This window comes from Streptomyces sp. NPDC001852 (assembly GCF_042891825.1).
Classification (GTDB): domain Bacteria; phylum Actinomycetota; class Actinomycetes; order Streptomycetales; family Streptomycetaceae; genus Streptomyces.
Map to the genome: position 1 here is coordinate 305,574 of NZ_JBIATN010000006.1, position 14,809 is coordinate 320,382.

At 73.2% G+C, this 14,809-nt stretch carries 11 protein-coding genes; 10 read left to right on the forward strand and 1 reads right to left on the reverse strand.

The window, feature by feature from the left end; translation table 11 throughout:
* Positions 1–25: 25 nt before the first annotated feature.
* The 9 genes from ACFYZB_RS13465 to ACFYZB_RS13505 are packed head-to-tail and all read left to right on the forward strand — an operon-like array spanning position 26 to position 12,964.
* Positions 26–385 (forward strand): cupin domain-containing protein, encoded by a 360-nt coding sequence (locus tag ACFYZB_RS13465; protein WP_388757982.1) that lies wholly within the window; start codon positions 26–28, stop codon positions 383–385.
* Positions 382–1,998 carry a methionine--tRNA ligase gene (locus tag ACFYZB_RS13470; protein ID WP_388757984.1) on the forward strand — a complete coding sequence of 539 codons (1,617 nt, stop codon included), beginning with the start codon at positions 382–384 and terminating at the stop codon, positions 1,996–1,998. The genes ACFYZB_RS13465 and ACFYZB_RS13470 overlap by 4 nt, the downstream gene beginning before the upstream one ends.
* On the forward strand, positions 1,991–4,084 hold the full coding sequence (locus ACFYZB_RS13475) for an FAD-dependent oxidoreductase (protein WP_388757986.1): 2,094 nt from the start codon (positions 1,991–1,993) through the stop codon (positions 4,082–4,084). The genes ACFYZB_RS13470 and ACFYZB_RS13475 overlap by 8 nt, the downstream gene beginning before the upstream one ends.
* Positions 4,085–4,129: 45 nt before the next feature.
* Positions 4,130–4,837, forward strand: a complete 708-nt coding sequence (locus ACFYZB_RS13480) for a pyridoxamine 5'-phosphate oxidase family protein (protein WP_388757988.1) — start codon at positions 4,130–4,132, stop codon at positions 4,835–4,837.
* Positions 4,834–6,204 (forward strand): aspartate aminotransferase family protein, encoded by a 1,371-nt coding sequence (locus tag ACFYZB_RS13485; protein ID WP_388757990.1) that lies wholly within the window; start codon positions 4,834–4,836, stop codon positions 6,202–6,204. The genes ACFYZB_RS13480 and ACFYZB_RS13485 overlap by 4 nt, the downstream gene beginning before the upstream one ends.
* Before the next feature lie 55 nt (positions 6,205–6,259).
* Positions 6,260–6,718 (forward strand): cobalamin B12-binding domain-containing protein, encoded by a 459-nt coding sequence (locus ACFYZB_RS13490; RefSeq protein ID WP_388757992.1) that lies wholly within the window; start codon positions 6,260–6,262, stop codon positions 6,716–6,718.
* Positions 6,718–9,948 carry an FAD/NAD(P)-binding protein gene (locus ACFYZB_RS13495; protein ID WP_388757994.1) on the forward strand — a complete coding sequence of 1,077 codons (3,231 nt, stop codon included), beginning with the start codon at positions 6,718–6,720 and terminating at the stop codon, positions 9,946–9,948. Before ACFYZB_RS13490 ends, ACFYZB_RS13495 begins: the two co-directional genes overlap by 1 nt.
* The gene (locus tag ACFYZB_RS13500; RefSeq protein WP_388757996.1) at positions 9,945–11,702 is read left to right on the forward strand and encodes an AMP-binding protein; all 1,758 of its coding nucleotides are present in this window, start codon (positions 9,945–9,947) and stop codon (positions 11,700–11,702) included. The genes ACFYZB_RS13495 and ACFYZB_RS13500 overlap by 4 nt, the downstream gene beginning before the upstream one ends.
* Positions 11,699–12,964, forward strand: a complete 1,266-nt coding sequence (locus ACFYZB_RS13505) for an MFS transporter (protein WP_388757998.1) — start codon at positions 11,699–11,701, stop codon at positions 12,962–12,964. The genes ACFYZB_RS13500 and ACFYZB_RS13505 overlap by 4 nt, the downstream gene beginning before the upstream one ends.
* 139 nt (positions 12,965–13,103) lie before the next feature.
* Here ACFYZB_RS13505 and ACFYZB_RS13510 read toward each other — a convergent pair whose 3' ends face one another.
* Positions 13,104–13,556 (reverse strand): DUF4442 domain-containing protein, encoded by a 453-nt coding sequence (locus tag ACFYZB_RS13510; RefSeq protein ID WP_351205066.1) that lies wholly within the window; start codon positions 13,554–13,556, stop codon positions 13,104–13,106.
* 148 nt (positions 13,557–13,704) lie between these two features.
* Here ACFYZB_RS13510 and ACFYZB_RS13515 point away from each other — a divergent pair, with 148 nt between their 5' ends.
* On the forward strand, positions 13,705–14,775 hold the full coding sequence (locus tag ACFYZB_RS13515; protein ID WP_351205068.1) for a hypothetical protein: 1,071 nt from the start codon (positions 13,705–13,707) through the stop codon (positions 14,773–14,775).
* Positions 14,776–14,809 lie beyond the last annotated feature (34 nt).

Consider the following 14,809-nt stretch of genomic DNA (forward strand, 5'->3'; position numbering starts at 1 on the left):
TCGCACACCCGACCGAGGAAGAACCATGGTCACAAAGTTCCGCATCCATGAAGCCCATGCCGCACGGGAGTTCGGCATGGCGTGTCAGCGCATCATCCCCTGGCAGGGGGCAGCTCAGGAGCCGCCCGTGGGGGCCATGGCGTGCTTCCTCGACGGCGGTGCCAGTTCCGCCCCCGACTGCCACGACCAGGACGAGGTCATGATCATCATGTCGGGGTACGGCAGCGTCACCCTGGCCGGCGAGACGGACACCTTCGAGCCCGGTGACGTGGTCGTCCTGCCCCGGAACCAGGAACACGTCGTGCACAACCCCGGGGAGGACCAGTTGACCTGGGTCTCCCTGTACTGGCCCCTGCACGAGCCGGCCGCGGGCGGTGCGGCATGACCTCCTCCACCCCTTCCTCCGGGCAGACCTGGATCACCGCCACTCCGCCGACCCCCAACGGCCCGCTGCACATCGGCCATCTGGCCGGGCCGTACCTGGCGGGCGACGTACTGCGCCGCTTTCTGCGTGCCGAGGGCCAGGACGTCAGGTACACCACCGGACTCGACGACCATCAGAGCTATGTGCCCGTACGGGGCGTGAAGGACGGGGGGCGCGGCCCCGAGGAGGTCGCCGACGGGCACACCGAGACGATCGAGCGCGTCTGGCGCACCGCCGGCGTCGGGTTCGACCGCATCGTGCACCCGCGCGGCGAACCCGGCTACCGGGAGTTCGTCCAGCAGTTCTTCCAGCGGCTGTACGACGCCGGGCACCTGGTGGCACGCACCCGGCCACTGCCGTACTGCGAGCCCTGCGAACGCTGGCTGTACGAGGCGTACGTGGTGGGCGACTGCCCGCACTGCGGCGCCCGGTCCAACGGCAACGCCTGCGAGCCGTGCGGCAGGCCCAACGACTGCGGGGACCTGCTGAACCCGCACTGCACGCTGTGCGGCGAACCCGCCGGGGTGCGCGACTGCCGTCGGCTCTACTTCCCGCTGGCCCCCTTCGCCGACGAACTCTCCGCCTTCTGGGCCCGCGTGGACATGCCGCCGCACCTGAGGGCCCTGTGCGAGCGGATGGCCGCCGACGGGCTGCCCGAGATCGCGGTCAGCCACCCGGGGAACTGGGGGGTCCCCGTGCCGGTCGACGGGCTGCGGGAGCAGCGGATCTACGTGTGGTTCGAGATGGCTCCCGGCTACCTGTGGGAGCGGGACCCCGAGCACGGTGAACGGGGCGACTCGGGGCCCGTGCAGTTCTTCGGCTTCGACAACGGCTACTTCCACGCGGTGCTCTTCCCCGCGGCGTTCACGGCGTACGACCGGAGCATCGCACTGCCCCGCGCCTTCGTCGTCAACGAGTTCTACCGGCTGGAGGGCCTGAAGTTCTCCACGAGCCGCCGGCACGCGGTGTGGGCGCACGAGGAACTCGGCCGCACCGGTCCGGACGTGCTGCGTTACCACGTCCTGGCCGACCGCCCCAACGGCAGGCAGACGAGCTTCAGTCTCGCCGACCTCGCCCGCAGCCGCGAGCACCTCGCGCACGGCTGGGACGACTGGCTGGGCGGTCTGTTCACCGCCGTGGCCGAGGAGTGCGACGGCCGGGTGCCCGCCGAAGCCCCCGGGGGCAGCCTGTGGGACCGACTGGGCGCCCGGCTGCGCCGGCACGTCGCCGATCTGCGGGACGCCTACGGCGTCGACGGCTTCGACCCCCGCAGGGCGATCGCGCTGCTGGACGAGATCGTCGCGTGTGCCGTCGACTTCGGTCACGTCTGCGCCCATGAGCGGGACCGGACGGACGGCGCGGCGGCGTACCGCGCCGCACTGGCGGGGCAACTGGCCGTCGCGGCGGCGCTCTCGGCGTGGGCCGCTCCCGCCCTGCCCCACGGCGCCGACCGGCTGGCCGCGCTGCTCGGGCTGCCCCCGGGCCGACGGGTCCACGAAGAGGCCCTCGTCCCGCCGCCCGCGGGCACGGTCGTCGGCGGACCGGACCAGGTCAAGGAGATCTTCTGTGCGTGACGGAGCAGAGCCGGCCCGGGTCGCGGTCGTCGGCCCCTTCAGCGGCCCCCGAGCGGCCTGGGGCCGGCTGCTGAGGGACGGCGCCGCCCGTGCGGCCCGCCCCTGGCTGCGTTGGGACTTCCATGACGACCGGGGTGACGGCCCGGCCGGCGGATCCGTGGCGGCCGCCGTCGTCGCCCATGGCGGCTACGACGCGGTGATCGGGCACTTCAACAGCATGGGCGCCCGGGCTGCTCTGCCGCTCTACCGGGCGGCGGGCGTGCCGCTGGTGCTGCCGCTGGCCACCGCGCCCGGGCTGCTCGACGGCGGCGGGGGCAGCGCACTGCGGTGGTGCGCCACCGACCGCGAGCAGGCTGCCGCCCTGTGCGCGGACGCCGCTGCACGCGGGCACCGCCGGCTGCTGGTGAGCGACGACGGCAGTGAGTACGGCGGTCGGCTGGCCGACCTCTTCGCCGAGCCGACCGCGCAGCCGCCCGGCCTCGCCGTCGAGCGGACGGCGGCCCTGACACGGCCGACGGCACCCGGGACGGCGGTGGTGGTGTGCGGGACGCACTTCGGTGCCGCGCGCACCGCCCGACGGCTGCGCGCAGCGGGCTTCGCCGGTCAGTTGTACTTCACCGACGACTGTGCGGTGGCCGAGTTCGCGGAACTGGCCGGCCCGGCGGGGCAGGGCGCACGGGTGGCCCGGCTGCGCGGCGGCGCCCCGGCGCTGGTCGGCGCGGCCTTCGCCGCACTCGTCGCCGCGCTGGAGACACGGTCCGCGGGCGACGGGAGTGCGCAACTGCTCGCCGCGCTGCGCGACCGCGCGGGATTCGGCTTCACCCCGGACGGTGATCCGGTGGCTTCTTCCCCCGGCCACGGCTGGGAGGTCGTCACGGTCCCCGCCACAGCCCGGCGCCGCCGGTACGAGCGGGTGGCCTCCCGTTCCGGGACCGCCGAGTACGACGTGATCGTGATCGGCGCGGGGGTCGTCGGATCGGCCACCGCCGCGGCGCTGTCGGCGGCCGGACGCCGGGTCGCCCTCACCCTGCCCGCCCCGAAGCGGCCCGGAGCCACCGACTTCTCCGGCGGCCTGGTACGGGCCTACGAACCGGAGCCCGCCCAGCGGGCGTTGGCGATACGCAGCAGCACCCTGCTGTGGGGCCGTGACCCAGCCGCCCGGCACGCCGACGGGCCGGACTTCCGCTTCCACCGCACCGGATCGCTGGTGCTGCTGGGCGCGGAGGACCTCGCCGAAGCGCGTACCGGGGTGGCGGAGCTGACCGCCGCCGGCATCGAGGCCCACCTGCTCAGCCCGGGCGAAGTCCACGCCCGTTTCCCGGAGATGGCGGTGGACGACCTCGCGGGCGCCGTGTGGGAACCCGCCGGCGGCTACGCCCATCCGCCCGCTGTGGCCCGGGCCCATCGCGAGCTGGCCCTGCGCGACGGCGCCACCGCCCTGACCGGCATCGTCCGGGAGGTGGCGCAGGGTCCGGACGGCGTGCGCGTGACCCTGGACTGCGGCACGGTCGTCGCCCGGGTGGCGGTGCTCGCCGCGGGTGCCGGAACGCCCGCCATCGCCGGCCACCGGCTGTCGGCCGGGAGCCCCGCGGGCTCCGCTCCGCGGCCTCGGCTGCGCACCCGGCGCATCCGCTACGCGTTCTTCGACCGGGCCGGACGGCTGTTGCCCGCGGTCAACGACCTCGTCACCGGCGTCTGGGGCCGCCCCCAGATGGACGGGCCGGCCGCGGGCGGCTTCCTCGCGGGACGGCCGGTGGACGAGTGGGACGTACCGGCGGGCGGCGGCGAGGAGCTGACCGGTGAGCAGGTCGCGCACATCAGGGCCGGTGTCCGCCGGCGCTGGCCGTGGCTCGGCCATGCCGCGTGTCTCGGCGGCCGGTTCGGTGTCGACCTGTACAGCGAGCGGGGACATTTCCTGGGCGCCGAGGCGCCGGAGTCCCCCCTCGTGCTGGCCGCCGCCTGGTCGGGTGCCGGGTTCAAGACGGCACCCGCCGCGGCGGCACGGGCCGCCGACGCCGCCCTGGCCCTGCTGGCGAGACGTCCCCTGCCCGTCCCGGAAGAGGCCGGGGTGACGACCGCCCCGTGACGTCCCGGCACCCTCACACCCGACCGTCGTTCCAAGGAGTTCCCCATGACAGCTGACGCCGCGTCCGGACCGGAGCTTCCGGTCAACGACCGGACCCGGTTGCGCCGGATGCGTGAGAAGAGCCGTACCCGGCGCTCCGACCTGGATGCCGTACTGGCCGCGGGTTTCCTGTGCCACCTGGGTGTCGTGGTCGACGGCACGCCCATGGTCGTCCCGACCGTGTACGGCGCCACGGCCGACACCCTCTATGTGCACGGGTCCGTGGCCAGTCGCAGCCTCGTCCAGGCGCCCGACGCCACGGTCTGCGTGACGGTGACCCACCTCGACGGCCTGGTCCTGGCCCGGTCCGTCTTCGAGCACGGGGTCAACTACCGCTGCGCCATGGTGTACGCCACGCCGCGCGTGGTCACCGGTCGCGAGGACAAGCTCGAAGGCCTGCGTGTACTGACGGAGCAGTGCATGCCCGGACAGTGGGACTATGCCCGTGGGCCGAGCCGGAAGGAACTCGCGGCCACCACGCTGCTCGCGATCGACCTGGCGGAAGCGTCCGTGAAGGTGCGCACCGGCCCGCCCGACGACGGCGACGGCCCCGACGCCGACCTGGACGTGTGGGCGGGCGTGCTGCCGGTCACCACGGTGTGGGGGCAGCCGGTGGCCGACCCTGCGCTGCGGACCGGCATCGCCCTGCCGCCGCATGTCGACATGGCGGCCGGCACCGAGGTCTTCCCCGCGCGCTCCGGGCGGACGCCGTGACGGCCGGTACGCGCGCCGTGGATCCGCGCACCGGTGCCGCGGTGAAGGCGGCCGACCGCGCACACGTCTTCCACTCCTGGTCCGCGCAGAGCCTCATCGACCCGCTGCCCGTCGCCGGGGCCGAGGGCGCGTACTTCTGGGACTACGACGGCAACCGTTACCTCGACTTCTCCTCACAACTGGTGAACACCAACATCGGCCACCAGCACCCGAAGGTGGTCGCGGCCATCCAGGAGCAGGCCGCCAGGCTGTGCACGGTCGCCCCGGGTTTCGCCGTGGACGTGCGCTCCGAGGCCGCCCGTCTCATAGCGGAGCGGACGCCCGGAGACCTCGACAAGGTCTTCTTCACCAACGGGGGCGCCGAGGCGGTGGAGCACGCCGTGCGCATGGCCCGGGTGCACACGGGCCGCGCCAAGGTGCTGTCCGCCTACCGCTCGTACCACGGCGCCACCGCCGCGGCGATCCACCTGACCGGCGACCCGCGGCGCTGGGCCTCGGACACCGGTGCCGCCTCCGTCGTGCACTTCTGGGGTCCGTACGCCTACCGTTCGGCCTTCCACTCCAGGAGCGAGGAGGAGGAGTGCGAGCGTGCCCTGCGTCACCTGGAGGACGTGATCGTCTTCGAGGGGCCGCAGACCGTGGCCGCCGTGCTGCTGGAGACCGTGGTCGGTACCGCCGGGATCCTCGTGCCGCCGGCAGGGTATCTCGCCGGGGTGCGTGAGATCTGCGACCGGTACGGCGTGGTCTTCATCCTCGACGAGGTGATGGCGGGCTTCGGCCGCACCGGCCGCTGGTTCGCCGCCGACCACTGGGACGTGGTCCCCGACCTGCTCACCTTCGCCAAGGGCGTCAACTCCGGCTACGTCCCGCTCGGCGGAGTGGCCATCAGCGGTGCGATCGCGAGCACGTTCGACCACGTCCCCTATCCCGGGGGGCTGACGTACTCCGGGCACCCGCTGGCCTGTGCGTCCGCGGTGGCGACCCTCACCGCCATGGCCGAGGAAGGCGTGGTGGAGAACGCGGCCTCGGTGGGCGAGCGGGTGCTGGGGCCCGGACTGCGGGCGCTCGCCGAACGCCATCCGAGCGTGGGCGAGGTGCGCGGCCTGGGCGTCTTCTGGGCCGTGGAACTGGTCGTGGACCGTGAGACACGTGAGCCCCTGGTGCCGTACGGCGCGACGGGATCCGCGACCGCGCCCATGGCCGAGTTCGCCGCCGCGTGCCGCAAACGCGGGTTGTGGCCCTTCGTCCACATGAACCGCACCCACGTGGTCCCGCCGTGCACGGTCACCGCCGAGGAGGCCGCGGAGGGGCTGGCCGTCCTCGACGAGGCGCTGAGCGTCGTGGACGCCCACTGCCGACCACGGTGACCGACCCGTCCGTCCGCGTCTTGCCCCCTCTTCCGGCTCTCACAGGAGAAGTGCAATGTCCAGCGTGGTGAACCACAGACCTCGCATCGTTCTGTCGACCGTCTCGTCCGACGCGCACACCTGGAACCTCGTCTTCCTCCAACTGCTCCTGGAGGAACTGGGATACGAGGTGCGCAACCTCGGCGCCTGCGTGCGCGACGAGGACCTCGTCGAAGCGGTCCGCGACGCCCGGCCCGAGGCCGTGGTGATCTCCACCGTCAACGGCCACGGGCACCTCGACGGCGCCCGGCTGATCGCCCGCCTGCGCTCGGACCGGGATCCCGCCGTCGCCGGCACGCCCGCGCTCATCGGCGGCAAGCTGGGCGTGGCGGGCACGGCCGACGCGTCCTTGGCCGAGGGTCTGCTCACCGCCGGCTTCGACGCCGTCTTCACCGACGGCGCCGCACTCGCGGAACTGGGCTCCACGCTCAAGGAACTGATGACTGATCAGTTCGGTGAGGAGGTGGCGGCCTGATGCCGAACACTCCGGACGCCGCCGCCCGCCCCCTGCCCGACCTGCAGGAATACGTGGAACAGGCCGCCGCCCGGGGCGAACTGGTGGTGCAGCCCCGCATGGGCATGTCCTGCCCGCGCCGCATGGCCGACGGACTGCGCTCCGTGACCGGGGCCCGCGCCACCACGCTCGGCACCCTCACGATCGACTCCTACACGCGCGTGGAGGACATCGACGGGGCCGCGGCGGCGCTGACGGCGGGACAGAGCCTCAATGGGTTTCCCCTCGTCAACCACGGCCCGGAAACGACCGCGCAGGTGGTCGCCGCGGTCGAGGGACGCATACCGGTCCAGGTGCGCCACGGCTCGGCACGGCCGGGCCACATCTTCGACGCGATGCTCCCCGCGGGCCTGTACGCGTCCGAAGGCGGGCCGGTGTCCTACTGTCTGCCGTACTCCAAGCTCCCGCTGGCGGCGTCGGTGCCCGCCTGGGCGGACGCGGCCGGCGCGCTGGCCGACGGCGCCGCGGCCCGGGGGCGGCGGGCGCACCTGGAAACCTTCGGCGGCTGCATGCTGGGACAGCTGTGCCCGCCCTCGCTGCTGATCGCCATCAGCGTCCTGGAGGCGATGTTCTTCGCCCAGCGCGGTGTGCCGTCGGTGTCCCTCTCGTACGCCCAGCAGACCAGTCCCGTCCAGGACGTCGAGGCACTCGCGGCGCTGCGGCACCTGGCGGAAGGGCTTCTGCCCCCTTCGGTCGACCGGCACCTCGTGCTCTACACCTACATGGGCGTCTTCCCCGGCACCGAGGCGGGTGCCGGACTGCTGCTGGACGCCTCCGCCCGGATCGCGGTGCGCGGCGGTGCGCAGCGACTGATCGTGAAGACCACCGCCGAGGCCCACCGCATCCCCACGGCTGCGGAGAACGTCGTCGCGCTGGAGCGGGCGGCACGCTCCGCCGCCGCGGCGCGCGGTCCAGCGGAAGATCTTCCCTGGGCGCACCAGGCCGACTACGAGACCGTGTACCGCGAGGCGCTGATGCTGGTGGAGGCGGTCCTGGAGCAGCATGCCGACATCGGCACCGCGCTGCGCAGGGCCTTCGCGGCCGGGATCCTCGACATCCCGTTCTGTCTGCACCGCGACAACGCCGGCCTGGCCCGGGGCGCGATCGGCGACGACGGCCGGCTGGTGTGGTCGCGCACGGGGGCCATGTCCCTGCCCGCCCCGTCCGCCCGCGCCCCGCGGATCACCTCGGACCGGCTGCTGGCCATGCTGCGGCACACCGCCGACTCCCACGACCGGGCCGCGGTGGAGTTGTCCGCACCCGTCGGCGACAGGCCCCACCGGATCGCGGTGGTGGGGTCCGGGCCGCGCGGCCTGGCCGTCGCCGAGCGGCTGGCGGCACGTCTGGCGGAGCTCCCGACCGGGCGCCCGGTCGAGATCAGCCTGATCGACAAGGTGCAGGTGGGCGCGGGCCGAATCTGGCGCACCGGGCAGGACGACTCGTTCCTGATGAACACCGCATGCGGCGAGGTGACCATGTTCTCCGGTCCCCCGGACGACGGGCCGGCCCGCGCCGGGGCCGGACCTTCGCTCGGCCAGTGGTGGGCGTCGACGACTCCGGCCTGCCCCGGCCCGAACGCCTACGCACCGCGCGCCGTGTACGGCAGCTATCTGCGCTTCTTCCTGGATGCCGTGGAGGCGTCGCTGCCCACGGGAGCCGTGCTGCGCCGGGTCACCGCGGAAGTGGTCGATCTCCAGCCGCGCGACGGTGCCTGGCAGCTGACCCTGCGCGACGGCGGGACCCTCGTCTGCGACCGGGTGGTGCTGGCGACCGGCCACCCCGTGCCGGAGCTGACCGGGCAGCAGGCGAAGCTGGCGAGGTTCGCCACCGATCGCCCCGGAGTGCGCTACATCCGGGCCGACAGCGCGGCCGACATGCCGTTGGCGGAGATCCCCCCGGGCGCGCGCGTCGGCGTGATCGGTCTGGGACTGTCGTTCTACGACGTCACCGCCGCGCTCACCACGGGCCGCGGCGGTGTCTTCACCGAGGAGGGCGGGGCACTGCGGTACCTCCCCTCCGGACGCGAGCCGCGGATCGTGGCCGGCTCACGCTCGGGGGTACCGGTTCTGGCCAGGGGCCGGAACCAGAAGGGCCCCGACTGGCGCTACCGGGCACGGCTGTTCACGCCGGCACGGGTGGAGCGGTCGGGGCGCGGCGGTCCGCGTGACTTCGACACCGCGATCCGCCCCTGGCTGGAGGCCGAGATGCGGCTCGTCCACCACGCGACGGCGGTCCGCGCCGCCTGCGGTCGCCAGGCCGAACGGGAGTTCCTCACCCGCTGCGCGGCAGCCGTCGAACGGCACGGACCGGAGAGCGCCGAGGACATCCTCGGCCGGCGCGCCCGTGAACTGGGTGCGGCCGCGCTGTCGCCGCTGGACCTGGAGCGGCTCCACCGGCCGTTCGAGGGCCGGCACTTCAGCAGTCCGGAACGGTTCACGGCCGCGCTGTGCGCCCTCCTGGACGACGACATCGCCCAGGCACGGCTCGGAAACGTGGACGGGCCGCTGAAGGCCGCCCTCGACGTGCTGCGGGACGTGCGCGGCACCCTCCGCAGGGCCGTGGACGATGCCGGACTGACCGCCGCCTCGCACGCCGCGTTCCTCGACCGGTTCGCCCCTTTGAGTTCCTTCCTGGCGGCCGGTCCCCCCCTGGGACGGCTGCGGCAGATCCGCGCCCTGATGGACGCGGGAGTGCTGTCCGTCGTGGGACCTGCCACCCGGTTCGAAGCGGATTGCGGACGCGGCTCGTTCACCGTCTCCTCGCCCCAGGTGGACGGGGCGGAGCAGACGTGCGAGGTGTTGCTCGACGCCCGTGTCCCCGGGCCCTGGCTGACCCGTGACCCGGCCCCGCTGACGCGTCGGCTGGTCGAGGCGGGACTGTGGTCACCCTGGGTCAACCGCGCGGGGACGCCCCGGCTGGAGACCGGAGGGGTTGCCGTCACGGCCGCTCCCTACCACCCGGTCGATGCTCGGGGCGAGCCCGTCCAGGGGCTGTACGTCCTCGGGATCCCGACCGAGGGACAGCGCTGGTTCATGCAGGTGGGCTCGGCCAGGCCGGGCCCGTGGACGGAATTCACCAAGGACGCCGACGCCATAGCGGCCGACGCGCTGCGCGCCGGCGCCGCAGCCGTTCCGCTCGGCGGCGGCCACCGGACAGCTCGCGTCGACGAACCGCAAGGAGCCCTGAGATGACCGCATCCGCCACCGGGCGCCCCGCCAGGTCCGCCGACAGCAGCGTGCGTGCTCCCGCCGCGGCGGAAGACACGGCTGAAGGAACAGCGGAGGGAACGGCTGAAGGAACGGCTGAAGGCGGCGACGCGTGGCAGGCACTGCGCCGCACGCCCGCACACGAACTCTTCGCCCGAAGCCGTCGGCTGCTGCTCGACCTGCGCGACGACCTGGACGCGGCCCGGTCGGCCTTCGACTGGCCCAGGCCTGAGCACTTCAACTGGGCTCTGGAGTGGTTCGACGTGTTCGCGCGGGGAAACGAGCGGTGCGCGCTGGAACTGCCGTCCCGCACGGGGGTGCGACAGGTGTCGTATCACCGGCTGTCCCACCGGTCCGACCAAGTGGCCAACTGGCTCACCGACCTGGGAGTGTCCCGCGGTGACCGTGTGTTCCTCGTCCTCGGTCAGCAGCTTGCCTGGTGGGAGACGGTCCTGGCCTGCCTGAAGCTCGGTGCGGTGGTGATCCCGGGCTATCCCGCGCTCACCCGCTCCGAGGCGGTGGACCGGGTCACCCGGGGCGGCGTGCGCCACGTGGTGTGCCGAAGCGACGCGACCGGGCTGTTCGAAGGCGTCGACCTGGGCATCCGGGTCGCGGTGGGTGAGCCGGTGCCCGGGTGGCAGGAGTACGCGAACTCCGGCGCGGCCGTGGCGCGTTTCCTTCCCGCGGCACCGACTCCTGCGACCGATCCCGCGTTCGGCTACTTCACCTCGGGCACGACGGCGGCCCCCAAGCTGGTCCTGCACACCCATGCCTCCTACCCCATCGGTCACCTGTCGTCCCTGTACTTCAACGGCCTGCTGCCCGGCGACCGGCACGTGAACATCTCGGCCCCCGGCTGGGCCAAGCACTCGTGGTCGAGTCTGTTCGTCCCGTTCACCGCGGGCGCCACCCTGGTGGTGCCGCCCGACCGGGACGCCGAGCCCGCCGCACTGCCGGATGTGCTGCTGCGGCGTCGGGTGTCGAGCCTGTGCGCGCCCCCTTCCTACTGGGCGCGGCTCGTGCCGCACCTCGGCACCGCCCGGCCGCCACTGCGGGAGGCGACCACCGCAGGCGAACCGCTCCCGTCGGGGGTCGCCGAGGCGGTACGCCGCAGCTGGCGCGTGCCCGTGCGCGAAGGGTACGGGCAGACCGAGACCACCGCTCTCATCGGCACCACGCCCGGCATGACGGGCCGTCCGGGATGGCTCGGGCGGCCGCTTCCGGGTTGGGACGTGGTGGTCGAGGACGAGGAGATCCGCATCCGGCTGGAGCAGCGCCCCACCGGCCTGATGGCCGGGTACGACGGCGACGAGGCCCGTACCCGAAGCGCCTTCGCAGGCGGCCGGTACCGCACCGGCGACATCGGAGAGAGCGGACCGGACGGCTGGTTCCGGATCCTGGGACGCAGCGATGACGTGTTCAAGTCCGGAGGCCACCGCGTCTCCCCCTACGAGCTGGAAGCGGTCCTGCGCGCGCACCCGTCGGTGAGCGCCGCCGCGGTCGTGCCCCGGCCTCATCCCGTACTCGGGTCCGCGGCGCACGCCGTGGTGCAACTGCGTCCCGGGTGCACCACCACCGCGGAGGAACTGACCGGCCACGTCGCCGACTTGGTCAACGACGCCGTGCGGGTGCACTCGGTGGAGTTCACCGAGGCTCTGCCACGCACCGCCTCGGGGAAGATCCGGCGCGCCGCCCTGACCCCTGCCGCCGTCCCGGACGCCGAGGAGCAGACAGCATGACCGAGTTCTCCGGGCCCGGCGCCGACGTGGCCACCCTCGTCGCGTCGCCCGGCACCACGGCGCGACGCCCCCGGTACGCGGTGGGCGTTGTCACCTATCTGCTGTTCGCCGTCATGCTCGGCGGTACCGCACCGACACCGTTGTACCCCCTGTACGCCCAGCGGCTCTCCTTGTCCCCCACGATGATGTCGGTGGTCTTCGCCGTCTACGCCATCGGGATCGTGGTCTGTCTGGTCCTCCTCGGAGGCATGTCGGACCGTGTCGGACGTCGCCGTACTCTCGCGGCCGCACTCGGTGTGTCCGCCGCCAGCAGCCTGGTGTTCATCCTGTCCCCGTCGCTCCCGGGGCTGCTGGCCGGGCGGAGCCTGTCCGGTGTCTCCGTGGGCCTGGTGACCGGGGCCGGCACCGCCTACCTCGGCGAGCTCCATTCCAGCCGGCCCCGCGCCGCGCTGATCGCCTCGGTGACCAACATGCTGGCCCTCGGCGCCGGGCCGCTGATGTCGGGGCTGCTCGCGCAGTACGCCCCCGCTCCCACCGCGGCCCCGTACGCGGTGCTCCTCGCGCTGCTGCTGCCCGGAGCCGCGCTGGCCGCACTGCCGGAAACGGTGACCGCCACGACCGGCCGGGCCCTCCCGGGGCGGCTGCGGATCCCCGCCCGGCTGCGCCGTACCTTCATGGCCGCCGCCGTGGCCGTGTTCACCGGTTTCGCGGTACTGGGCCTGCTGGCCGCGCTCACCGGCGACTTCCTCGCCACCGGCCTGCACAACACCAGCCGCCTGATGACCGGTACGGTCGTCTTCGGTGGATTCGCCGCCGCCGGCGCAGCCCAGCTCCTTGCCATCCGTCTCACCCCGCGGACGGGCGCGGTGACGGGCCTGGCGGCCGTCCCGGCGGGACTGACCGTGCTCGTCACGGCACTTCCCGCCCACTCCCTGGCCCTGTTCCTCGCCAGCTCGGTCCTCAGCGGGGCCGGTACGGGACTGGTCTTCAGATCCGGACTCGCCCTCACCCTGGCCGGCACCCCCGCCGAGCAGGCCGGGGAGGTCTCCTCCTGCTATTTCCTCGCGGCCTACCTGGGCCTGACGCTGCCGGTGATGGGCACTGCGGTACTGATCACCCACGGCACCCTGCTGACCGCTGCGCTCACCTTCAGCGTGCTGCTGACAGCACTGGCGGTGCCGAGCGCGCTCGCCGTCCTGGCCACCGTCCCGTCCCGGAGCGGAGCTGCGGAGCGAGCCGGTGGGGAGGACTCCATGTCATAGTCGCGGTGGGCTGCGGGACGAGGGAGAGTGCCGGCGGGGCCGCGAGGGCGAGCAGCGTGCCCCAGGCCACGTACCGCGATTCACCCGAGGACGAGACCCGAGCCGGGCCCGCGGGCATCCCGGTATCCCGCCCTGCGACTCAGCCGTTCGGCCGCAAGGTCCAGACAACCGTCATCTCGCCCGTGACGGCGCCGTCCGCGCGCCGGATCTCGATCGCCACGGGGAACTCGGGACGCTGCCCGGCGTCCAGCTCGGCGACGACCTCGGCGGCCGGACGGCCCAGCGTGGCGGTCGCGGTGACGGCACCCATCGCGAGCTTCTTGTAGGCGATGTCGGCCCGCACGGCGAGCGGCACCGCACGGGAGAGCTGGTCCCCGAAGGCGGCCAGCACGATGGCCCCGCTGGCCGACTCCCCGAGGGTGAACATCGCACCGGCGTGCGGCCCGCCCACGTGGTTGTGGTACGCGCCCTGGTCCGGCAGGGACACGACGGCCTGGTCCGGGGTGGTCTCCAGGAACTCCAGGTTCAGCGTCCGGGCCATGGGCACGGTGGCGGCGAGCATCTCGCCGATCGACATCTGGTCTGCGCTCATGGCGCCATGTTACTCATGAGTAGGAGAAACTGACCAGCACGAATCCGTCACCCGCCGGGCAGCGCCACGGCGTCGGCCCCGCTTCGCAACGACCCTGACGAGGACCGGTGACCGAATCGTGTCTCCGGCGGCACTAGGGTTACTGGCCATGTGGCCAGATCAGCAGCCGCCAGGGGGCGCGCCGAACCCGCAGGGCAATCCGCAGGGCAACCCGCAGCACAATCCGTATCAGCAGCCGGGTTACCAGCAGTCGGGTTACCAGCAGCCGGGCAACCAGCAGCAGAACCCGTACCAGCAGCCCGGGTACCAGCAGTATCCGCAGGCCGGGCCGTACGGTCAGCAGCCGCAGTGGGGGCCGCAGCAGCCGCCCACCGTGCCCGTGCCGCAGGCCCCGCAGGGCGGGGGCCGCACGAAGCTGATCGCGATCGTCGCGGCCGCGGCGGTCGTGGTCGCCGCCGGCGTGACCGGCTATCTCGTCCTCGGCAAGAAGGGCGGCACGAACGACCAGGCCGACGGCGGCAAGGGCGGGCAGCACGCGAGCCAGTCGCCCGCCCCTCAGCCCACGCCCACCTCGTCGGCGTCCGACGACCCGCGCGGCACCCAGTCGGAGAAGCCGACCGTCCCCGGCTGGAAGGTCGTGGTGAACCCCAGGTGGGGCGTCGCCTACGACGTGCCCGCGGACTGGCAGGTCCAGTCGCCGGGCCTCGACATCGGCTTCGACCTCCCGAAGCAGAAGAACGGGATGTCCGACAACATCATCCAGTCGGGCACCGCCGAGGACCAGCCGAAGTGGTGCACGTCCGACGACGACAAGGACGGCCGCACCGAGGACACCCCCCTGGCCGTCGTGGGCTCCAAGGGCGCGAGCGGCGCCAAGAACACGGACGAGATCGCGATCAACACGCCGGCCTGGTGGGTCTACGGCGGCTACACCCAGCCCGACAAGAAGAGCATCACCTTCGACAAGAAGGCCACCCCCTTCACCACCACGTCGGGCATCAAGGGCAGCTACGGATGGGCCCGGTCGAACCACACGCCCCGGAAGGGCAAGTGCGCCAGCGACGGCAAGGCCCTCACCTTCGGCTTCCAGAACTCGGTCCACGACTACGTGTCGTTCAACTTCTACGGGGCCAAGGGCGTGAAGGGCGAGGTGCCCGAGGCGACCATCATGAAGATCCTCAGCACGGTCCGGCTGCACGGGGACCCGACGAACCAGTGAGCCGACGCGGTGTTCCGGCCTGCCACGGCACGGC